Below are 22,758 nucleotides of genomic sequence, written 5' to 3' on the forward strand. Positions count from 1 at the left end.
CGCATGTTCAACCCCCATTAATAAGCATAAAATAACCCAACTAGGAATATGCAGTCAAAAATACAAAAACCCGACACGTCAATGGAAATCACCGAACCATCTGTATTCAATATTTATCGCAGAACTTCTGAACTACAAAGGCCCTCCAGCTAAAACGCACAACGCTGAATGGATAGTGACCAAAAGCTTATACAAAAATTATTTCGATGAAATATACGGCAATTATGGATACGTGTCTGAAATTATAGTGCGTGAGCTCGGCACAAAAACTATAAATCCCTATTCAAAGGGGGCGACTGATTACAACTTCGTAATTCAAGCCTTCCTAGGCTGTCGCACCGCTGCCAGATACCTAGACTTGCTAACAAACAGTGCCGCGTGCACTCAGTTGCAAAACGAAGTTAATGAACTTATTCGGTCTGACTTCATCAAACGCAAATATCATACAGTAGATAGAATACCTAGTACCTCCTCATCAGTTACATGAGACAGCCGAATCCCAGCAAGCCGGTACACAACACTTATAGCACTTCGCTCAGATAGAAGATAATGTCTCACCGCCCATCTGATTTTACGAACTTGATGGTCATGATCAGATTCGAGAATATCTTTCATCAACAAAGTACTTATTGGGAACTTATCAGGTACCCTCAAAAAATCATGGCTACGAGCGACCTTCCTGCTTAACGCGGCGCGGGTCACCTTTTTCGGTTTGCCCTGCGTAGACAGAATCTGGTCCCTGGCGATTAGCAGATCTTGAGCAAGCGCTGCGTCTCTCGCATGCCAATCGACCAACCCCCTCCTTACCCTTATGAAAGGATGGGCAGACACATACTGCGCTAACCACTCCTTATCATGGCGGTAAAGCCACTGATAGCCCGGCTTATCATGGCATTTCGCGTTCTTGCTGCTCGAGAAAGCTTCGCGGCGTGCCTCAATTTCGCCGTCCTCTATGAGGGGCCTAGTATCGTTGCCCCTAGCCGCTTCACCGCTGCGAGCATCAGCTCGCGGGTGAAAGGATTTGAGGTGCTCAAGGTCTGCCTCAAGGAGCCAGCAAAGAAAGTAGAATTTTAATGGCTGTACGACCGCCCCGCGTGGACGCACGACGCCCAACACCCAGTCCCAAGAGCAACTGAGCTCCTGGAACTCATTAGCGCGAGGGCTACAGAGAAGACGCGGCGTCAGGAAGCTCCTTAATACCTGTTCCCTCACCCGACCAGCCTTAAGAAACCCCATCTCATCCAGACGATGCTGAAGGAAGTTTCCGGTCAGCAGATTTTGTACATCCGCTGGGTGCTCAAGTCCCCAAAACTGCATTTCACCTATCACAGCAGCTGAAGAGTCAGGAGCCCGCATCACTGGCGACCCCGCTGCCTCCGCCGGAAACAGCATGCAACGCCAGTCAGTTCCATCCGGAAACATCGTCCCGCAGAGCACCTCTCCATGGAGCGGGCAGATGCAAGTACCCATTGCTTGGTGAATACGATGCCAGTAGGCCGAGCCGCAGTTTTGAATATCTTCTTCAACACACCTCTCGCAGTACCTGAACGACGCGTGCTTGAGGAAGCCTGAGGCTGTGAGACCCAGGCTCATTTTCAGGCCCGTGCCGTCGGTACCAGTCATGGCGATACGCGCGGCTTTGCTCTTCGTGTCATTCAAAAAAGGTTCGTACAGAGGCAAAAGGGTAAAGCGATCGATCAAATGCTCTACCGAATAAGCTGATGCTAACCGTTGCGACAGAGCACCCAAGCAGCACGGCAGGATAGAGCCACAGGTTCTGGAATACGCGCCGAACAACTCCTGGCTTGTCCGGCGATAGCTGTCGTTCGACGACAGCCTATGATAACGGACCGCCAGGCTGTAGAGAGACTCATCAGGGAACGGCTGAGGAAACCAATGCAAGCGATCCATTGACCTGATCTCCCGCGGTTCATGTCACCAAGCAGAGTCCTTATCTACCCAGCCTCTCTGCTCGAGCTGGGTCTGCACATCATCGCCTTCGGAGAAATGGGCAGTTGGTGCTGACTCGTTGGCAACCGGAACCACCGGTTTACTAATAGGCTTTGCGGCTGCCCTTTCACTGTGCTCGACAGGTGTCACTATCGCGGCCTGGGTAATTAAAGAGAGATTCGCCCTGTCTGCACGCCGCGCCAAATCGTAATTCATCATCTTGGCGACCTGGTCCTTCGTGGGCATCATGTCTTCGAAGTCAGCAATTTGCAGCGGATCCCCGCTTCGTAGAGCCTCGATGGCCTTATGAAGGAGCCTCATCTGACTGTCGTACACCTGCTGCAGAACCGCCGGTGTAATCGAGTCGATGCCCTCCCAGATTGCGTGCCGCTGAGCCAGCATTAGAAGTTTGGCCAGGAAATCCGTGTTTCCTTGAGTGAGGTCATATATTTTGGAAAGGATCTCACCCGTCAACGGAGTGGGGGTTTTGGTCCAGTCGTATGCCCAGAGCAGTGAAACCAGATGCGCCCAAAACGGATCATCTTCGGTAAACCTGTCAAAAGTGATAGGCCCCATTCCTGCCGCACGCCGAGCATTTCGCAAAACACCAGAAAACAGCGGAAGCATGGCATTTGTGCCAACGTAGATCAGCGGGATGCCGGCGTCATTCGACAGCTGCACAAAAAAGTTGAGAAGCTTTTCGCGGTCTTGCCCGCCTCGGGATGAGCAGAGGTGCTGCATCTCATCAATTATGAGAGCTCCGATGAAATAGGTTTTGCACAACTGACTGATATTTTGAAGCATCACGCTGATGCTGCGGCCAGTAGCAGCTCTGCCTGAGTACTTTTTTATGCCTAATGCTTCATCCAATGAAGAGAAGAATGCGGTACAAAAACCTCGCAACGAGCCATCGTGCGGACAATCGATCTTGAGCCAGACCACCTGCGTCTCAATGAAGATCTGCTCTTTATACTTACTGTGACTGATCACCTGTGGATAAAGCTTGGCAATGGAGTTCAGCGCAGTCGTTTTACCCATGCCGCTCAACCCGATCAGTGTCAACGTTTCAGCGGTGGACATAAACCCGTGCCCCTTGATCTCCGCAGAAGAGGGCAAGCGATGCCTAACGGATGACGCATGCAATGGATTGCGCCCGGTGTATCCGTACCGAATCAATTGACTGAACAGGTCCTCAAGCCTGAGGTGGATTTCAAAAGGTACAACGACATCCTTCAGCCTGTTGATGCCATGACCACGTAATTTCGGGTCCAAGGCCCGCTCCACGTTGTCAGGCCGGGGCGGGGCGCTCCCAATGCGCCTGACTACATCAACATCCGAAAGAATCTTCGGGAGACACTCAATCAGTGGGTTACCGTCGTATTGAGGCATGCCAGTCGGGTTGTAATCTGCTGGCGCAAAACTGGAATCACTCATGACTAGCCTCGTTACCCGCGTTGATCACCAATTTCAGGAAGGCGGCGCTCCGACCCGAGACAGGTTTCACGGTTACAGGTGTATAAGTCTCCTCCGCGGCTGGCGAGTTATCCACAAGGCGAAGCTGATTTAGGTCAGCGGTATGCAAGTCGCGCTCAGTCTGGGTTTCAACGGCACGTTTCGAACGCTTGTCCCGCTTGAACTCAGCGTCAGATTTCGGATCTCCCTGCCCCTGGCGTTTGGCTTGCGCTCGATGAAGAATCTCCTCCTGGCGGCCTTGAAGAAGCGCTCCAGTATTGGCATCCTCGTACCGGGCATCTGGGGCGACCTGATTCAAAATCTTGATAATATCGAGGACCTCCTCCATACGAAGCCCACCGTACTTAACCCGCTGCTGCGGTACAATGGTCAACGGCTCGAAACCCGCCTCAGATTTCATCCAGCAGTTCTCAATAGAGTTTGGATCGTAGAAAACCCTAACGTACCTCGTTTTAAAGTTGTGAGAGCGCTCCAACCATTCCGAACGAATGGCGGTTTCACAGGTGTACTGCACACCTTGGAAATTTATACCTCCTCGACCAATTCGACACACCTGCGAGGGTAACAATGCAATCTTCAGCTCCGCTGGTGATACGAATTTCGAATTCAGGAGATTGTTTGCCATAGACCACTTCCACATGGCCATAGGCGTGGGCTCCACTTCTGCCGCGATCATCTCACGGTTCAGAAGATGAGGAACTCGAAGGCTCTTGTTGTGAGCCAAAACACCGAGGATTACCATCTCAGTAAACTCATCGATATCGAAAATTGCGTCGAGCTGGTAGTCACGATCACCACGCTCCATTTTCCGAGCATCTACGCCGCCAGGGACAAATTTCAAATCCAGCTTTTCGTTGAGCAGTCGGAAACGGCTTTCAATGATACTTTTCCAGTCAGGCCGAAACGGTGGCAAAATCTTCAAGGCTGTACCAAGAGTCTTTGTCATCGTCTCCCCAGCTTCACTGAGAAGTTCAGCGCGATCTGCGACGATTTCAACCGGTAGATGAGAACATGGCCAGTCAACCTCATCGATCTCAATATTATAACGCTTGCAAAACTCCTTCTTCGGCGTGCAAGCATTATAAATGGCATGTCGAGCACCATTCCAACTGGGCCCTTCAAGCCCGACATGAATACCTACGATCATTCTGGTGAACGTATCAACCAACACATACAGCACTGGCCTGCCGATCAACCATAACCGATTGACTCGATGTACCAAATAAACATCAGCAATCGTCGAATCGATTTCGTACCGATGACTTGCACCGACTAACCCTTGAGAGGCAGATCCAACTAGCGCACGATGGTCTTTATTATAGCGGATTGCGCCGCCGCTCTTCTTCAACCTATAGAGTTCATCAAAGAAAAGTTTTCCATGGTACTCCAGTTGATTGATGGACGGGTAGCTACCTCGAACCAGGTTACCTTTTGAACCGTCGGACTTGATCGACCGATAAAACTTATTGAGCATCCAATCATAGGCTTTCTTTAGCTTGCCACACCTGCCACTGGCAAAGCGCCCATAGGCCAAGCGAATATGCGAGATGTGCCGTGACTCGAGCAGAATTGCGCCACCGTCATCCACAACTACGCCACGATATTTAAGCGGTCGGCCAGGAACAATGCCTGAGGCCCGACTTTTTTTCTTTCCACGGCCTCCACACGTGCTGGTATTCCACAAAAATGCGTTTCGTGTCTGCCCCATGCTCCAATACCGATAGAGAAGTCGATAAATTTGCTTCCGGTCAACTCCCACTACCATTGCGTGATTAGCAACAAGGGAACCAAAGTTAGACGTCAAGATATCGAGGGGGCCATGATTCTCCACCAAACCACGTACCAGCTCCCAGTTCCTATCTCGGCTGTCTTTTTCATTCTCACTGATCTCGTCGTCACTTCGAAGCAAGTGCATAGGTACCATTTCAGGGTTGATCACCGCCGCTCCGTTATTGATCTCTTCGATCAATAGTGAGCTTCCAACCCGCCATGGCTTCGTCGGACTTGTACCGAGTTCAATGACTAAGACAAACTCATCCTTTATAGCTAAAACTCTGACCGGTTTCTTCAGCAGCTCAGATCCCTCACCCGGAGAAACGATGCAGTTAACTCCCAGACTAAGCATGACGAGGCACCTCGATTTCTGATGTGCTGGAAAAGGATGGCTCAGCAATCCAAACATGCAAAGGTTCAGATAAGCTTATTACCTTAGCGCTTAGACTCGCCCCCAGTCTGCCCGTCCAAAGAAGATGGTGGAAGAGGCGTTTAACACCAATATATTCTATAAAAATTACCCTCGAGGCTTTTTGCAGCAGTGCCTTTAGTGGCAATTCACTAGTCTTACATCCCGCTATAAATTCGAGCAGATTATTTATATTATTCTCCGTCGGCAACGAAGGATGGATGACCGCGTAAGTTCTAAGTATGACAAGATTTGCTATTTTAACTTGCGAGAGATTTTCATGGAGAACCAGTTTCCATTCTACCTTTCTCATAGCCCAATATTTAGCTTCGATCTCAAGCTTTTCCGCCATCCGATTCTGCTCCTTGAGGCTGGCATCCTCGAACTCCTTACGGTATTTCACAGAGCGCGCGGCCAAGGTTGCTTCGCCCTTCGAATCTATGAAAGTTATGAGGAAGTCAGTGGTCATAACCACTGGGACTTGAGTACCTGGATACACAGGATGACGGTAATTCAGGCTTGACGCGATCGCTTGAGTCTCAGCTTGCGTTAGGAGCGGGAACTGCTCACGAATGTCGATGATGGAAGGATCATGCTCAAGGATCAGGTGATAGTCGCGCTCAGCGTTGGATAGCAAATGATGACTGCGATGAAATTTCACACCCGGTACAAGATGCGACACCCCGCTCGACTGGATATCCCAAATCTTGATCCAAGGCTCATAGGACTCTCTAACGCCAGATCCGCGACCCGATTGTATTCTTCTATCAATTTTCCGCTGAGTCATTAGCTTCGAGCTAGCTGGATTCACCGGTTCAGTGGGTACAGATGTCATTTCACGAGTCGCTCATCGTTGAGTGACCCGCTCGATCGGATCGGAACGACACAGGTCGTGGCGCGGAGAAATTCAAGAGCGGGCTCAGCCAGGACAGCAGTCACTGTGGTGCAGAAGGGATTGTGATCCTATATCCATGGACAAGGCTCTGCCCCGACAAACGGGCCGTGACAGAGCCTTGTGACAACCTTTCTTAACTTGTGACAACCTTTATTTTTTTGTGACAACCTTTATTCTTTAAAAACATTTGAAACGATTACTTAGCGTTATTTACTCGACAGTAACCGACTTGGCCAGGTTACGCGGCTGGTCAACGTCAGTACCCTTGAGCACGGCTACGTAGTACGACAGCAACTGCAGTGGAATGGTGTACAGGATCGGCGCCAGCGCGTCAGCGATGTGCGGCACCTTGATCACGTGGGTGCCTTCGCCATTGGTCATGCCCGCCTGCTCGTCGGCGAACACAACCAACTCACCACCGCGAGCACGCACTTCCTGCAGGTTGGACTTCAGCTTCTCCAGCAGTTCGTTGTTCGGCGCGACGGTAACCACCGGCATGTCATTGTCCACCAGTGCCAATGGGCCGTGCTTCAACTCACCCGCCGGGTAGGCTTCGGCGTGGATGTAGGAGATTTCCTTGAGCTTGAGCGCACCTTCCATCGCCACCGGGTACTGCGCACCACGGCCGAGGAACAGGGTGTGGTGCTTGTCGGCGAACAGCTCGGCGATTTTCTCGACGGTGGCATCCATGGCCAGGGCTTCGCCCAGGCGGGTCGGTAAACGACGCAGTTCTTCAACCAGCTCGGCTTCAACACCGTCTTCCAGCGTTCCACGCACTTGGCCCAGGGCAAGGGTCAGCAGCATCAGCGAAACCAGCTGAGTGGTGAAAGCTTTGGTCGACGCCACGCCGATTTCAGGGCCAGCCAAGGTCAGCAGGGTCAGGTCCGACTCACGCACCAACGAGCTGATGCCCACGTTGCAGATCGCCAGGCTGCCGAGGAAACCCAGCTCCTTGGCGTTGCGCAGCGCGGCCAGGGTGTCGGCGGTTTCACCGGATTGCGAGATGGAGACGAACAAAGTATCCGGCTGCACCACCACCTTGCGGTAACGGAATTCGCTGGCCACTTCCACCTGGCACGGGATGCCAGCCAGGCTTTCCAGCCAGTAACGGGCGACCATACCCGCGTGGTAGCTGGTGCCACAGGCGACGATCTGCACGTTGCGCACTTTGGCGAACAGTTCGGCAGCCTTCGGGCCGAAAGCCTGGACTAGCACGTTGTCCTTGCCCAGACGGCCTTCCAGGGTGCGCTGAACAACGCTTGGCTGCTCGTGGATTTCCTTGAGCATGAAGTGGCGATAGTTGCCCTTGTCGGCAGCTTCGGCGCCTTCATGGTACTGCACGGTTTCGCGCTGGACCTTGTTGCCTTGCTGGTCCCAGATGGTGACCTGATCACGGCGGATTTCCGCGATGTCGCCTTCTTCCAGGTACATGAAGCGGTCGGTGACCTGACGCAGCGCCAACTGGTCGGACGCCAGGAAGTTTTCACCCAGGCCCAGACCGATAACCAGCGGGCTGCCGCTGCGTGCAGCTACCAGGCGGTCAGGCTGCTTGGCGCTGATCAGCGCCAGGCCATAGGCACCATGCAGGCGCTTCACCGCTGCTTTCAGCGCGTCGGCCAGGTCCGGAATGCTCTTAAGGGTGTGGTGGATCAGGTGAACGATGACTTCGGTGTCGGTCTGGGACGTGAAGATGTAGCCCAGGCCTTTCAGCTCTTCACGCAGCTCTTCGTGGTTTTCGATGATGCCATTGTGCACCACAGCCACTTCATCGCCCGAGAAGTGCGGGTGGGCGTTGCCTTCGGTCGGCGCACCATGGGTAGCCCAACGGGTGTGGGCGATACCCAGCTGGCCCGCCAGTGGCTCAGCAGCAACCGCAGCTTCCAGCTCGCTGACCTTGCCAATGCGGCGGCGGCGCTGCAATTCACCGTTCTGGGTGAGAACCGCCAGGCCGGCGCTGTCGTACCCGCGGTACTCAAGACGCTTGAGGCCTTCGATCAGAATGGCTGTGATATTGCGCTCGGCGACGGCACCAACGATTCCACACATGTTTTATTGCTCCTGGCTGATCGCGGCGCAGATCAGGTTGATGCCGCGGGCTTGAATTTGTTCGCGTGCCGCTGCGGGCAGGCGTTCATCTGTAATAAGGGTATGTACGCTGCCCCAGGGCAGCTCGAGGTTAGGGATCTTGCGCCCCACCTTGTCCGACTCGACCATCACGATCACTTCACGGGCAACTTCGGCCATGACCCGACTGAGCCCAAGCAGCTCGTTGAAGGTAGTAGTACCCCGGCCGAGGTCGATGCCGTCGGCACCGATGAACAGCTGGTCGAAATCGTAAGAGCGCAGTACCTGCTCGGCGACTTGGCCCTGGAATGATTCGGAATGCGGGTCCCAGGTGCCACCGGTCATCAGCAGTACCGGCTCGTGTTCGAGGTCGCAAATGGCACGGGCTACATTCAGCGAATTGGTCATTACTACCAAGCCCGGCTGGCGCCCCAGTTCGGGGATCATGGCTGCCGTGGTGCTGCCGCTGTCGATGATGATGCGCGCATGTTCGCGGATTCGCCCGACGGCGGCACGCGCAATGGCCTTCTTATAGGAAGACACAGGCTGGGCCGGCTCACCGAGCAGTTCTTGCGGCACCGGTACCGCGCCGCCGTAGCGGCGCAGCAACAGGCCGTTGGTTTCGAGGGCGGCGAGGTCTTTGCGAATGGTCACTTCCGAAGTTTCGAAACGCTTGGCCAAGGCGTCCACGCTCACCTCGCCCTGCTCGCTGAGCAAAGCCAGGATGTTGTGCCGCCGCTGCGGTGTGTTTCGTTTCGACATGAGCTCTTAAGTTTCGTTTCGAAAGATAATGGTTGCAATCAAAACCTAAGACGCTCGTCTCGTCAAGCAGTAGCTGCCCTGTGGATAATTTCTTCTGCTTTTGGCAGGGTCCCTGTAGGAGCGGCCTTGTGTCGCGATGGGCTGCAAAGCAGCCCCGGCAATTTCAGGTTCACCTCGAAATCCAAGGGGCCGCGTTGCGGCCCATCGCGACACAAGGCCGCTCCTACAAGGGATTACCAATAGCCCAATAAAAAAGCCGACTTATTCACATAGGTCGGCTTTGGATCGAAACAGCTGTGAATAACTCAGCTCTTCTTGGTTTTCTCCGGGCGCTTCCAACCCGAGATGTTGCGCTGGCGTGCACGGGCCACCGCCAGGTCGCCAGCTTCAACCGTCTGGGTAATGGTCGAACCGGCTGCGGTGGTCGCGCCGGCCTTGATTTCCACAGGCGCCACCAGCGAGTTGTTCGAACCGATGAACACGTCCTCGCCCATCAACGTCTTGAACTTGTTGGCGCCATCGTAGTTGCAGGTGATGGTGCCGGCGCCGATGTTGGTGCGCGCACCGATTTCAGCATCGCCCAGGTAAGTCAGGTGACCGGCCTTGGCGCCTTCACCCAGGTGTGCGTTTTTCAGTTCGACGAAGTTACCCACATGGGCCTTTGCGTCCAGTACGCTGCCCGGGCGCAGGCGGGCGAACGGGCCGGCATCGCTGCCCTCGCCCATCACGGCGCCTTCGAGGTGGCTGTTGGCCTTGACCACCGCGCCTTTGCGCAGCGTGGTGTTCTTGATGACGCAGTTAGGGCCGATCTGAACATCGTCCTCGATGACCACCTTGCCTTCGAGAATCACGTTGATGTCGATGAGCACGTCACGACCAACGGTCACTTCACCCCGTACATCGAAGCGCGCCGGGTCGCGCAGGGTCACGCCCTGGGCCATCAGGCGGCGGCCTTCACGCAGTTGGTAGTGACGCTCCAGCTCGGACAGCTGGCGACGGTCGTTGGCGCCCTGCACTTCCATCGGGTCGTGTGGCTGCTCGGTGGCCACCACCAGGCCGTCAGCCACCGCCATGGCGATGACGTCGGTCAGGTAGTACTCGCCCTGGGCGTTGTTGTTCGACAGGCGGCCCATCCAGTCGGCCAGGCGCGCGGCTGGCAGGGCCAGAATACCGGTGTTGCCTTCCTTGATGGCTTTCTGTGCATCGTTGGCGTCCTTGTGCTCAACGATGGCAGTCACCTGGCCTTGCTCGTCACGCACGATACGACCATAGCCGGTCGGGTCTTCGAGCGTGACCGTAAGCAGGCCCAGTTGCTGATCATTGGCTTTGGCCAACAAACGCTGCAGGGTCTCCACTTCGATCAACGGCACATCGCCGTACAGCACCAGCACGGTATCGGCGGTCAGCGCTGGCAAAGCCTGGGCAACAGCATGGCCGGTACCCAGCTGTTTATCCTGCATGACGAAATTCAGGTCGTCAGCGGCCAGGCGCTCGCGAACCAGCTCGGCGCCATGGCCAATGACCACGTGAATACCTTGTGGCTGCAGTTGACGTGCGCTGTGGATAACATGGCCGAGCATGGAGTTGCCGGCTACCGGGTGCAGCACCTTGGGCAGCGCCGAGCGCATGCGGGTACCTTGGCCGGCGGCGAGAATAACGATATCGAGTGACATTACTGGCTACCAATCCTGGGCGGTCAGTGAAAGACCGGGGGGAGAAAACAGAAAAAGAAAAAGGGTAGCCGAGGCTACCCTTTTACTCAATCGCAATAGAAGTGATCAGCCAAAGGCCAATTACTTGCCTTTGCGCATTTGCTGAACGGTACGCAGCTGGGCTGCGGCCTCGGCCAGACGTGCGGCGGCGGCACCGTAGTCGAAGTCCGCGCCTTTCAGATTCAGGGCGTTCTCGGCAGCCTTGAGGGCTTCCTGAGCTTGCGCTTCATCCAGGTCTGCAGCACGTTGCACGGTATCGGCAAGCACCTTGACCATGTTCGGCTGAACCTCGAGGAAGCCACCAGAGATGTAGAACACCTCTTGGGTGCCACCCTGCTTGGTCAGCGTGATCGGACCAGGCTTGAGATTGGTGATCAGCGGCGCGTGGCCCGGAGCGATACCAAGATCACCCAGGTTACCGTGCGCTACTACCATCTCGACCAGGCCGGAGAAAATCTCTCCTTCCGCGCTGACGATATCGCAATGGACTGTCATAGCCATCTGCTTGCCTCAACCTGATAGCGCCCCTTGCGGGGCGCAGGAATTACAGTTTCTTGGCTTTCTCGATCGCTTCGTCGATGCTGCCGACCATGTAGAACGCTTGTTCTGGCAGGTGGTCGTAGTCACCTTTGAGGATGCCGCTGAAGCCAGCGATGGTGTCTTTCAGGGAAACGTACTTGCCTGGCGAACCGGTGAAGACTTCGGCCACGAAGAACGGCTGCGACAGGAAGCGCTGGATCTTACGAGCGCGGGCTACCAGTTGCTTGTCGTCTTCGGACAGTTCGTCCATACCCAGGATCGCGATGATGTCCTTCAGCTCTTTGTAACGCTGCAGAACATACTGAACGCCACGAGCGGTGTCGTAGTGCTCGTTGCCGATCACGTTCGGGTCCAGCTGGCGCGAAGTCGAGTCCAGTGGGTCGACTGCTGGGTAGATACCCAGGGAGGCGATGTCACGGGACAGAACGACGGTGGCGTCCAAGTGGGCGAAGGTGGTCGCTGGCGACGGGTCGGTCAAGTCGTCCGCAGGTACGTATACGGCCTGTACGGAAGTGATCGAACCTTCCTTGGTGGAGGTGATGCGCTCTTGCAGAACGCCCATCTCTTCAGCCAGGGTCGGCTGGTAACCTACTGCCGAAGGCATACGGCCCAGCAGTGCGGATACTTCAGTACCGGCCAGGGTGTAACGATAGATGTTGTCGACGAACAGCAGAACGTCGTTACCTTCGTCACGGAACTTCTCAGCCATGGTCAGGCCGGTCAGCGCTACGCGCAGACGGTTTCCTGGTGGCTCGTTCATCTGACCGTAGACCAGCGCTACTTTGTCGAGAACGTTGGAGTCCTTCATCTCGTGGTAGAAGTCGTTACCCTCACGAGTACGCTCACCCACACCAGCGAACACGGAGTAACCGCTGTGTTCCATGGCGATGTTACGGATCAGTTCCATCATGTTTACGGTCTTGCCGACACCGGCACCACCGAACAGACCAACTTTACCACCCTTGGCGAACGGGCAAACCAGGTCGATAACCTTGATGCCGGTTTCCAGCAGGTCGTTGCCACCTGCCTGGTCAGCGAACGAAGGCGCTGGCTGGTGGATACCGCGACGCTCTTCTTCGCCGATCGGGCCGGCTTCGTCGATCGGGTTGCCCAGTACGTCCATGATACGGCCCAGAGTGGCCTTACCAACTGGAACGGAAATGGCAGCGCCGGTGTCGACGACATCCAGACCACGCTTCAGGCCTTCGGTCGAGCCCATCGCAATGGTACGAACCACGCCGTCGCCCAGCTGCTGCTGAACTTCCAGGGTGGTTTCCGCGCCTTGTACTTTCAGCGCGTTGTATACACTCGGCACGACGTCACGTGGGAATTCCACGTCGATGACGGCGCCGATGATTTGAACGATACGTCCGCTACTCATAGCTGGATCCTCTGAATATGTGAACCGTTAAACCGCGGCAGCGCCGCCGACGATTTCCGAGATCTCCTGGGTGATCGCAGCCTGACGCGCCTTGTTGTAGATCAACTGAAGCTCTTTGATCAAATCACCGGCGTTGTCTGTGGCGTTCTTCATGGCGATCATCCGGGCCGCTTGTTCAGCAGCGTTGTTCTCGACCACCGCCTGGTACACCTGCGACTCCACGTAACGCACCATCAAGCCGTCCAGCAGCTCTTTTGCGTCGGGTTCGTACAAGTAATCCCAGTGATGCTTGAGATCCTGATCCGGGGTTGCCACCAACGGTACCAATTGCTCGACCGTTGGCTTCTGGGTCATGGTGTTGATGAACTTGTTCGAAACCACCGAGAGGCGATCGATACGGCCGTCGAGGTAGGCGTCCAGCATCACTTTGACGGAGCCGATCAAATCGTTGATCGATGGCTCTTCGCCCAGGTGGCTGATCGCGGCTACGACGTTACCGCCAAAGATGCGGAAGAAAGTCGCACCCTTGCTGCCGATCACGCACAGGTCGATTTCCACGCCCTGTTCGCGGTTTTCGTTCATGTCCTTGACCAGGGCCTTGAACAGGTTGGTATTCAAGCCACCGCACAGACCACGGTCACTGCTCACCACGATATAACCGGCGCGCTTTACAGGGCGCTCGATCATGAACGGGTGACGGTATTCCGGGTTGGCGTTGGCCAGATGACCGATCACCTGGCGGATACGCTCCGCGTAAGGACGGCTAGCAGCCATGCGCAGTTGTGCCCTGCGCATCTTGCTGACCGCCACTTTCTCCATGGCGCTGGTAATTTTTTGCGTGCTTTTGATGCTCGCAATCTTACTGCGAATCTCTTTTGCGCCTGCCATGTATCACCTATCAGGTTAGCAAGCGGGGGCCAGAGCCCCCGCTGCGGCTTACCAGGTCTGGGTGGCCTTGAACTTCTCGATACCGGCTTTCAGGCCTGCGTCGATTTCGTCGTTGAAGTCACCCTTCACGTTGATCTTCGCCATCAGTTCAGCGTGATCACGGTTGAAGAAGGCGATCAGTGCTTGCTCGAAGCTGCCGATCTTGGAGACTTCTACGTCGGTCAGGAAGCCACGCTCAGCGGCGTACAGCGACAGAGCCATGTCCGCGATGGACATCGGCGCGTACTGCTTCTGCTTCATCAGCTCGGTTACGCGCTGACCATGCTCCAGCTGCTTGCGGGTCGCTTCGTCCAGATCGGAAGCGAACTGGGCGAATGCAGCCAGTTCACGGTACTGAGCCAGTGCGGTACGAATACCACCGGACAGCTTCTTGATGATCTTGGTCTGAGCGGCACCACCTACACGGGATACCGAAACACCGGCGTTCACTGCAGGGCGGATGCCCGAGTTGAACATGGCCGATTCCAGGAAGATCTGACCGTCGGTGATGGAAATCACGTTGGTCGGAACGAACGCGGAAACGTCGCCAGCCTGGGTTTCGATGATCGGCAGAGCGGTCAGGGAACCGGTTTTGCCAGTCACAGCGCCGTTGGTGAACTTCTCGACGTATTCTTCCGAAACGCGCGATGCACGCTCCAGCAGACGGGAGTGGAGATAGAACACGTCGCCTGGGTACGCTTCACGTCCTGGTGGACGGCGCAGCAGCAGGGAGATCTGACGGTAGGCAACGGCCTGCTTGGACAGGTCATCGTAAACGATCAGGGCATCTTCACCGCGGTCACGGAAGAACTCGCCCATGGTGCAACCGGCGTATGGCGCCAGGAATTGCAGTGCGGCGGATTCCGAAGCACTGGCAACTACCACGATGGTGTTGGCCAGGGCGCCGTTTTCTTCCAGTTTGCGAACGATGTTGGCAACGGTGGAACGCTTCTGGCCGACAGCAACATAAACACAGAAAATACCGGAGTCTTTCTGGTTGATGATGGCGTCGATGGCCATGGCGGTCTTGCCGATCTGACGGTCGCCAATGATCAGCTCACGCTGGCCACGGCCGACTGGGATCATGGCGTCGACGGATTTGTAGCCAGTCTGTACAGGCTGGTCTACCGACTTACGCCAGATCACGCCTGGAGCAACTTTTTCGACCGCGTCGGTCTGGGTGTTGCCCAGAGGACCTTTGCCGTCGATCGGGTTGCCCAGTGCGTCGACGACGCGACCCAGCAGTTCCTTACCAACCGGAACTTCCAGGATGCGGCCGGTGCACTTGGCGCTCATGCCTTCGGCGAGGGTGTCGTATGCACCCAGGATCACTGCACCTACGGAGTCTTGCTCCAGGTTCAGGGCCATGCCGTAGACGCCGCCCGGGAACTCGATCATTTCGCCGTACATGACGTCGGCCAGACCGTGGATCCGCACGATACCGTCGGAAACCGAAACAACGGTACCTTCGTTACGGGCTTGGGAGCTCACATCGAGGTTGTCGATGCGGCCCTTGATGATTTCACTAATTTCGGAAGGATTGAGTTGCTGCATTGCTCTGCTGCCCCTTCAAACTCAAGATTTCAATGCTTCGGCCAGTTTCGCGATCTTGCCGCGAACAGAGCCATCGATTACCAGGTCACCAGCGCGGATGACGACGCCGCCAATCAGGCTGGCATCCTCCGACGCGTGCAGGCGCACTTCCTGGCCTAACCGTGCACTGAGAACCTTGGCGAGTTTGTCTTGCTGTTCTTGGTTCAACGCGAAGGCACTGGTGACTTCCACGTCCACGGATTTCTCTTGCTCGGCCTTGTACAGGTCGAACAGAGCGGCAATCTCCGGCAGAAGCAGGAGACGGTCGTTTTCCGCGGCAACATGAATGAAATTCTGTGCCTGTGCATTGAACTTGTCACCGCACACGTCAATGAACGTGGCGGCCTTTTCTGCGCTCGTCAGTCGCGGGGCCTTGAGCAGGCGCTGCATGGTGTCGTCTTGCGACACCGCAGCAGCCAGGCCGAGCATGGCTGACCAATTGGCCAGTTGCTGATGGGCCTGGGCATGCTCAAAGGCAGCCTTAGCGTAAGGTCGGGCCAACGTGGTCAGTTCTGCCATGATCGCCCTCGCTTAAATTTCAGCGGCCAGTTTGTTAACCAGCTCCGCATGCGCGTTTTGATCGATTGTGGCGCCAAGGATCTTTTCAGCACCACCAACAGCCAGAGCACCCACTTGGGCACGCAGGGCGTCTTTAGCGCTGTTCAGTTCCTGTTCGATCTCGGCCAGAGCCTGAGCCTTCACACGGTCAGCTTCGACGCGGGCCTGGTCACGGGCTTCCTCGACAAGCTGAGCAGCGCGCTTCTTGCTTTGCTCAATGATTTCGGCTGCCTGTGCTTTAGCTTCACGCAGTTGCTGACCCGCTTTCTCTTGGGCCAGCTCCAGGTCGCGAGCTGCGCGGTTGGCAGCGTCCAAGCCGTCGGCAATCTTCTTTTGGCGCTCTTGCAGGGCAGTGATGACCGGAGGCCATACATACTTCATGCAGAAGAGTACAAAAATCAGAAAAGCAACGGATTGGCCAATCAGGGTTGCATTAATGTTCACGCCAACACCTCGCTCGGTCTTTATTCATACAGCCATCAACTCGTGGTGACGAGTGATTAGCCGGCGATCTGACCAACGAACGGATTCGCGAAGGTGAAGAACAGAGCGATACCAACACCGATCATGGTTACGGCGTCGAGCAGACCGGCAACGATGAACATTTTGACCTGCAGCATCGGAACCATTTCTGGCTGACGAGCAGCGCCTTCCAGGAATTTGCCGCCCAGCAGGCCGAAACCAATGGCGGTACCCAGAGCACCCAGGCCGATCAGCAGAGCAACAGCGATAGCGGTCAGACCAACTACAGTTTCCATCTTTCCTCCCGACTTTTACGTCGTATTGGTTAGGTTTTTAGTTTGAAGCGGTAAAACAAATCGTTTGGTACAGCATGCCCTTGCGGACTTTTTAAGCCCTCCCCCCAAACAGGCGGGGAAGGCTATCAGACACGCCAGGCGGTCTTAATGGTTATCTTCGTGGGCCATCGACAGGTAGACGATGGTCAGCATCATGAAGATGAAAGCTTGCAGGGTGATGATCAGGATGTGGAACACAGCCCACGCCCATTGCAGCACCACACCCAGGCCGCTGAGCCACAGCAGGCCGGAGCCGAACATTACAGCGATCAGGATGAACACCAGCTCGCCGGCATACATGTTGCCGAACAGACGCAGTGCCAGCGAGATCGGCTTGGCGATCAGGGTGACGAATTCCAGCAGGAAGTTGACCGGAATCAGCAGGATCTGCACGAAGATGTTCTTGCTGCCGAACGGGTGCAGGGTCAGCTCACCGATGAAGCCGCCCAGGCCCTTGACCTTGATGCTGTAGAAGATGATCAGGGCGAACACGCAGAAGGCCATGGCCAGGGTCGCGTTCGGGTCGGTGGTCGACACGGCGCGGAACGGAATGTGCGGGTCACCGGAGATCAGGATGGCCAGCTGAGGAATCCAGTCGACCGGTACCAGGTCGACGGCGTTCATCAGGAATACCCAGACGAAAATGGTCAGCGCCAGCGGTGCAATCACCGGGCTACGGCCGTGGAAGGAGTCCTTCACGCTGCCGTTGACGAAGTCCACCATCACTTCAACGAAGTTCTGCAGGCCGCCAGGCTGGCCGGAAGTCGCCTTCTTGGCCGCCATGCGGAAGATGAACAGGAAGATCAGACCCAGCGCGACGGACCAACCCAGGGTGTCCAGGTGGAACGCCCAGAAGCCCATTGCCTTGGCTTCTGCAGCCGAATGGGCGAAGCCCCAGCTGCCGTCTGGTAGTTGACCGTAGGTCAGGTTCTGCAAGTGGTGCTGGATATAGCCCGAAGCGGTTTCTGCTGCCATGGTTGCCTCAAACGCCCTAAGGTCTCGAAAGTCTTTTATTCATCAGCAGGGGCGCGAACCAGCTGACCAAAAGGGTCAACACGAAGACGCCGAATACTGCTAACGGCGCCAGTGGCTTCACTCCTGCGAAGGTCAGTGCAAAAAGCACTGCCGTCAAAATCATCTTGCCTGCCTCGCCAGCGTAAAACGACTTGACGATGGCTTGTGCCGCCCGAGCCCCGCTGAAGCGAAAAGCCTTCCAGGCGAAATACACATTGGGCAGCCAGGCAATCAAACCTCCGCAAAGGCCTGAATATCCACTGACCGCCCCTTTCCACTGCCACAACACCAAGGTTGCCAGCAGCAGTACGACGAATTGAGCCAGCAGTACCGGAAAAACCGCCCAGCGATGGAAAGGCAGGCGGTTTGGCGTGCGGATTTCCATCACAACTGCTCCTCGGAAGTCGACCAACAAGTCAGTTATGACTTGGCATAATTTGTGCCGACAAAATGCGCGCAGAGTATAGGGGTGGATTAACCCCTATTCAACTCTTCGGTAGTGATTTCCGACTGCGCGCTACAACAGCAATTGTTTCAGCGGATGTGAGCAAGCACGCCTTGCAACTCGTCAAGCGAGTTGTAGCGAATAACCAATTGGCCTTTTCCCTTGTTGCCATGACGGATCTGCACGGCGGAGCCCAGGCGCTCTGCGAGCCGCTGTTCAAGGCGTGCGATATCCGGATCAGGTTTGCTCTGTTCGACCGGATCAGGTTTGTCGCTGAGCCATTGGCGAACCAATGCCTCGGTTTGGCGCACGGTGAGGCCACGTGCGACAACATGACGCGCCCCCTCCTCCTGACGGCTTTCGTCCAGACCGAGCAATGCACGGGCATGGCCCATCTCCAGATCGCCATGGGCGAGCATGGTCTTGATCGCTTCGGGCAAGGTAATCAGGCGCAGCAAGTTGGCCACGGTTACCCGCGATTTGCCAACGGCGTCAGCTACCTGTTGCTGGGTGAGCTCGAATTCCTGCTGCAGACGCTGCAGGGCCATGGCCTCTTCCAGCGGGTTGAGGTCTTCGCGCTGGATGTTCTCGATCAGCGCCATGGCGATGGCGGCTTCGTCCGGCACTTCGCGGACCATGGCCGGGATCGTGTCCAGGCCGGCCTGCTGGGTGGCGCGCCAACGGCGCTCGCCGGCGATGATCTCGTAACGGTTGTCGCCGATCGGGCGGACCACGATCGGCTGCATCACGCCATGAGTGCGAATCGAGTGCGCAAGCTCTTCCAGCGCCTCCGGGTCCATGTCCCGGCGTGGCTGGTACTTGCCACGCTGGATCAACTCGACCGGCAGGTGTTGCAGTTCTTTCTGGTCGATCTTCACAGCCTGCTCTTCGAGCGCGCTGACGGAAGGACCACTGAGCAGTGCATCCAACCCACGTCCGAGACCCCGTTTCTTGACGGCCATACGGATTCCTTAAGTTGTTTGTGCAGTGCGTGATTGACGGCGTTGACGGCGAACCAGTTCCCCAGCAAGGGCCAGATACGCCAGCGCGCCGCGCGATTGCTTGTCGTAAGCCAGGGCGGGCATGCCGAAGCTGGGGGCCTCGGCCAGGCGAATGTTGCGCGGAATGACCGTGTCGTACAGCTGCGGGCCAAAATGCTCTTTCAGCTGCGCCGAAACATCGTTGTTCAGGCTAAGGCGCGGATCGTACATGGTCCGCAGCAGGCCCTCGATCTTCAGCTCCGGGTTCAACCGGGCGGCGATGCGCTTGATGTTATCCACAAGGTCGCTGAGACCTTCCAGTGCGTAGTACTCGCACTGCATGGGGATAATCACGCCATCGGACGCGACCAGGGCGTTGAGCGTGAGCATCGATAGCGACGGCGGGCAGTCGATGAGGATGTAGTCATAGTTCTCACGGATGGGTGCCAGAGCGTTGCGCAGGCGGCTCTCCTTGACCTGCATTTCCAGCAGCACCACTTCGGCGGCGGTCAGGTCGCGGTTGGCCGGCAGCAGCTGGAAGCCTCCGTGTTCGGAGTAATGCATGGCCTGGGCCAGGTCGCATTCCCCGATGAGCAGGTCGTAGACCGAGTGCTCGAGCTCGTGCTTGTCCACGCCGCTGCCCATGGTGGCGTTGCCTTGCGGATCGAGGTCGATCAGCAGCACACGACGCTTGGTCGCGGCCAGCGAGGCGGCGAGATTGATACAGGTGGTGGTCTTGCCTACACCACCTTTCTGGTTCGCGATTGCGAATACCTTAGCCATTGATGCGCGTGTTCCCAGTCATGCCTTGCGGCGCAGTATCAGCAGATGGCGCTGGCCCTGGCAACCCGGAACGGTCAGGGCCTGTTCGCTTTCCACTGTGAAGTCTGCGGGCAATGCTACCAGTTCATCGGCAGGATGCAGCCCCTTCATTGCAAGCCATTGCGTCCCGGTGTCGCCCAAGTGGCGGGTCCAGTTGGTGAAGTTCTCCATGCTGCTGAAGGCGCGGGAGATGATTCCGTCGAACGGTTGTGCCGGCTGGAAGGCTTCCACTCGGCTGTGGATAACCGTGAGGTTGTCCAGCTTCAACTCCATTTTCACCTGGGTCAGGAAGCGCGTCTTCTTGCCATTGGCGTCCAGCACGGTCACCCGCTTGTGCGGATGCAGGATAGCCAACGGGATGCCAGGCATGCCACCGCCACTGCCGACGTCCAGCCAATTGTCACGCTCGTTGTGGATAAACGACATGACGCTGAGGCTGTCCAGCAGGTGACGCGACACCATCTCATCCGGGTCGCGCACGGCGGTGAGGTTGTAGGCTTTGTTCCATTTGATCAGCAGGGCCAGGTAGCCGAGCAGCTTTTCGTGATGCTCTGCGCTCAGCTCGACTCCGAGCTGCCGTGCACCTGTGGACAACTCTTCAGCGTGTTGCGGGGTGACCAGGGAACTCAAGCGCTTTGCTCCAATTCGCGGCCAGCGCCGCGTTTTTTCAAGTGAATCAGCAACAGGGAAATCGCCGCCGGGGTCACGCCCGGGATGCGCGAAGCCTGGCCCAGGGTTTCTGGGCGGGTTTGTCCCAGTTTGCCCTGGATCTCCTTGGACAGGCCGGAAATGGTCGAGTAGTCGATATCCACAGGCAGGCGCGTGTCTTCGCTGGCGCGCAGACGGGCGATCTCATCTTGCTGGCGGTCGATGTAGCCGGCGTACTTGGTACGGATTTCGACCTGCTCGGCGACCTGTGGATCGATTGCTTCACCGCCAGTCGCCTCGATCAGGCCAGCGTAGTCGATTTCTGGGCGAGCGAGCAGGTTGAGCAGGCTGTATTCGTGGCTGAGCGGGGTACCGAACTTATCCACAATGGCCTGGCCTTGCTCGGTGTTCGGGCGTACCCAGGTCGACTTCAGGCGCTGTTCCTCACGCTCGATGCCGTCGCGCTTGGCGCAGAAAGCAGCCCAACGCTGGTCATCGATCAGGCCCAGCTCGCGACCTTTTTCGGTCAAGCGCAAGTCGGCGTTGTCTTCGCGCAGGATCAGGCGGTACTCGGCACGCGAGGTGAACATGCGGTACGGCTCCTGGGTACCCAGGGTAATCAGGTCGTCGACCAGTACACCGATGTACGCCTCGTCGCGGCGCGGGCACCAGCTGTCGCGGCCCTGCGCACGCAGTGCGGCGTTGGTACCGGCCAGCAGGCCTTGGGCACCGGCTTCTTCGTAACCGGTGGTGCCGTTGATCTGCCCGGCGAAGAACAGGCCGCCGATGACTTTGGTCTCAAGGCTGTACTTCAGGTCACGCGGGTCGAAGTAGTCGTACTCGATGGCATAGCCAGGGCGCACGATGTGGGCGTTTTCCATACCGCGGATCGAACGCACCAGCTCCAGTTGCACGTCGAACGGCAGCGACGTGGAAATACCGTTGGGGTACAGCTCATGGGTGGTCAGGCCTTCCGGCTCGATGAACACCTGGTGGCTGTCCTTGTCGGCGAAGCGGTGAATCTTGTCTTCGATCGATGGGCAATAACGCGGGCCGACACCTTCGATCACACCCGAGTACATCGGCGAACGGTCGAGGTTCGAGGCGATGATCTCGTGGGTGCGTGCATTGGTGTGGGTAATCCAGCAGCTCACCTGACGGGGATGCATTTCGGCATTGCCCATGAACGACATCACCGGGATCGGTGTATCGCCTGGCTGCTCGGTCATCACCGAGAAGTCCACCGAGCGGCCGTCTATGCGTGGCGGGGTCCCGGTTTTCAGGCGGCCTACACGCAGCGGCAGTTCACGCATGCGGTGGGCCAAGGCGATCGAGGGTGGATCGCCGGCACGGCCGCCGGAATGGTTTTGCAGACCAATGTGGATAAGGCCGCCGAGGAAGGTACCGGTCGTCAATACCACCGATTCGGCGAAGAAACGCAGACCCATCTGGGTCACCACACCTTTGACCTGATCCTGCTCGACGATCAGGTCGTCGCAGGACTGCTGGAATATCCACAGGTTCGGCTGGTTTTCAAGGATTTCACGCACCACCGCCTTGTAGATGGCGCGGTCGGCCTGTGCACGGGTGGCGCGTACGGCCGGGCCCTTGCGGTTGTTCAAAACGCGGAACTGGATGCCGCTCTTGTCGGTGGCCAGCGCCATGGCGCCGCCTAGGGCATCGATCTCTTTGACCAGATGGCTTTTGCCAATACCGCCGATGGCGGGGTTGCAGCTCATGTGACCGAGGGTTTCCACGTTATGGGTCAACAGCAGGGTTTTCACACCCATGCGTGCAGACGCAAGCGCAGCCTCGGTACCGGCATGGCCGCCGCCGATGACGATCACTTCAAAACGGGAAGGGAAATCCACCACGCACCTCGTGCCTGTTTTTGCGAATAGAAAAGGTAAGCCGACAAGTATAGGGACTTCACACCCTTTAAAGAAACCGTCTGAGCAAATTTTGACCAGTCTGTGGATGAGTGGCGCACAACAGAAATCAACAAGAAGAAATTT

General features: G+C 56.7%; 20 protein-coding genes. All 20 read right to left on the reverse strand.

Features of this window, described 5'->3' with window-relative positions:
- Positions 1-441: 441 nt before the first annotated feature.
- The 20 genes from AB5975_10110 to mnmG all read right to left on the reverse strand — a co-directional run bounded on the left by AB5975_10110 (position 442) and on the right by mnmG (position 22,614).
- On the reverse strand, positions 442-1,911 hold the full coding sequence (locus AB5975_10110) for a TnsD family Tn7-like transposition protein (protein XDR22126.1): 1,470 nt from the start codon (positions 1,909-1,911) through the stop codon (positions 442-444).
- A gap of 24 nt (positions 1,912-1,935) precedes the next feature.
- Entirely contained in the window at positions 1,936-3,384 is a 1,449-nt protein-coding gene (locus AB5975_10115; GenBank protein XDR22127.1) for an ATP-binding protein, read from the reverse strand.
- On the reverse strand, positions 3,377-5,548 hold the full coding sequence (locus AB5975_10120) for a Mu transposase C-terminal domain-containing protein (protein ID XDR22128.1): 2,172 nt from the start codon (positions 5,546-5,548) through the stop codon (positions 3,377-3,379). Before AB5975_10120 ends, AB5975_10115 begins: the two co-directional genes overlap by 8 nt.
- Positions 5,541-6,392 (reverse strand): TnsA endonuclease N-terminal domain-containing protein, encoded by an 852-nt coding sequence (locus tag AB5975_10125; GenBank protein ID XDR22955.1) that lies wholly within the window; start codon positions 6,390-6,392, stop codon positions 5,541-5,543. The genes AB5975_10120 and AB5975_10125 overlap by 8 nt, the downstream gene beginning before the upstream one ends.
- Positions 6,393-6,710: 318 nt before the next feature.
- Positions 6,711-8,546 carry a glutamine--fructose-6-phosphate transaminase (isomerizing) gene (gene glmS / locus AB5975_10130; protein ID XDR22129.1) on the reverse strand — a complete coding sequence of 612 codons (1,836 nt, stop codon included), beginning with the start codon at positions 8,544-8,546 and terminating at the stop codon, positions 6,711-6,713.
- A 3-nt stretch (positions 8,547-8,549) separates the two neighbouring features.
- Positions 8,550-9,326, reverse strand: a complete 777-nt coding sequence (locus AB5975_10135; protein XDR22130.1) for a DeoR/GlpR family DNA-binding transcription regulator — start codon at positions 9,324-9,326, stop codon at positions 8,550-8,552.
- Between the two features lie 305 nt (positions 9,327-9,631).
- A complete protein-coding gene (gene glmU / locus AB5975_10140; GenBank protein ID XDR22131.1) occupies positions 9,632-10,999 on the reverse strand; it encodes a bifunctional UDP-N-acetylglucosamine diphosphorylase/glucosamine-1-phosphate N-acetyltransferase GlmU in 1,368 nt (455 codons plus the stop codon).
- A 120-nt stretch (positions 11,000-11,119) separates the two neighbouring features.
- Complete coding sequence (locus tag AB5975_10145; GenBank protein ID XDR22132.1) at positions 11,120-11,539, reverse strand: F0F1 ATP synthase subunit epsilon; 420 nt, start codon at positions 11,537-11,539, stop codon at positions 11,120-11,122.
- 43 nt (positions 11,540-11,582) lie between these two features.
- Positions 11,583-12,959, reverse strand: a complete 1,377-nt coding sequence (gene atpD / locus AB5975_10150) for a F0F1 ATP synthase subunit beta (GenBank protein XDR22133.1) — start codon at positions 12,957-12,959, stop codon at positions 11,583-11,585.
- Between the two features lie 27 nt (positions 12,960-12,986).
- On the reverse strand, positions 12,987-13,847 hold the full coding sequence (gene atpG / locus AB5975_10155) for a F0F1 ATP synthase subunit gamma (GenBank protein XDR22134.1): 861 nt from the start codon (positions 13,845-13,847) through the stop codon (positions 12,987-12,989).
- Positions 13,848-13,895: 48 nt separating this feature from the next.
- A complete protein-coding gene (atpA, locus tag AB5975_10160) occupies positions 13,896-15,440 on the reverse strand; it encodes a F0F1 ATP synthase subunit alpha (GenBank protein XDR22135.1) in 1,545 nt (514 codons plus the stop codon).
- Between the two features lie 21 nt (positions 15,441-15,461).
- Positions 15,462-15,998, reverse strand: a complete 537-nt coding sequence (locus tag AB5975_10165) for a F0F1 ATP synthase subunit delta (protein XDR22136.1) — start codon at positions 15,996-15,998, stop codon at positions 15,462-15,464.
- A 12-nt stretch (positions 15,999-16,010) separates the two neighbouring features.
- A complete protein-coding gene (locus AB5975_10170) occupies positions 16,011-16,481 on the reverse strand; it encodes a F0F1 ATP synthase subunit B (protein ID XDR22137.1) in 471 nt (156 codons plus the stop codon).
- A 56-nt stretch (positions 16,482-16,537) separates the two neighbouring features.
- Positions 16,538-16,795, reverse strand: coding sequence for a F0F1 ATP synthase subunit C (gene atpE / locus AB5975_10175; protein XDR22138.1), 258 nt, complete (start codon positions 16,793-16,795; stop codon positions 16,538-16,540).
- Between the two features lie 144 nt (positions 16,796-16,939).
- Positions 16,940-17,809, reverse strand: coding sequence for a F0F1 ATP synthase subunit A (gene atpB, locus AB5975_10180; GenBank protein XDR22139.1), 870 nt, complete (start codon positions 17,807-17,809; stop codon positions 16,940-16,942).
- A 16-nt stretch (positions 17,810-17,825) separates the two neighbouring features.
- Complete coding sequence (locus tag AB5975_10185; GenBank protein ID XDR22140.1) at positions 17,826-18,233, reverse strand: F0F1 ATP synthase subunit I; 408 nt, start codon at positions 18,231-18,233, stop codon at positions 17,826-17,828.
- A gap of 149 nt (positions 18,234-18,382) precedes the next feature.
- The gene (locus AB5975_10190; GenBank protein XDR22141.1) at positions 18,383-19,255 is read right to left on the reverse strand and encodes a ParB/RepB/Spo0J family partition protein; all 873 of its coding nucleotides are present in this window, start codon (positions 19,253-19,255) and stop codon (positions 18,383-18,385) included.
- A gap of 9 nt (positions 19,256-19,264) precedes the next feature.
- Positions 19,265-20,056 (reverse strand): ParA family protein, encoded by a 792-nt coding sequence (locus AB5975_10195; protein ID XDR22142.1) that lies wholly within the window; start codon positions 20,054-20,056, stop codon positions 19,265-19,267.
- An 18-nt stretch (positions 20,057-20,074) separates the two neighbouring features.
- Positions 20,075-20,725 (reverse strand): 16S rRNA (guanine(527)-N(7))-methyltransferase RsmG, encoded by a 651-nt coding sequence (gene rsmG, locus AB5975_10200; protein ID XDR22143.1) that lies wholly within the window; start codon positions 20,723-20,725, stop codon positions 20,075-20,077.
- Positions 20,722-22,614 (reverse strand): tRNA uridine-5-carboxymethylaminomethyl(34) synthesis enzyme MnmG, encoded by a 1,893-nt coding sequence (mnmG, locus tag AB5975_10205; protein XDR22144.1) that lies wholly within the window; start codon positions 22,612-22,614, stop codon positions 20,722-20,724. The genes rsmG and mnmG overlap by 4 nt, the downstream gene beginning before the upstream one ends.
- Between the last annotated feature and the right edge of the window lie 144 nt (positions 22,615-22,758).

It is taken from the genome of Pseudomonas putida (genome assembly GCA_041071465.1).
GTDB classification, from domain to species: domain Bacteria; phylum Pseudomonadota; class Gammaproteobacteria; order Pseudomonadales; family Pseudomonadaceae; genus Aquipseudomonas; species Aquipseudomonas putida_P.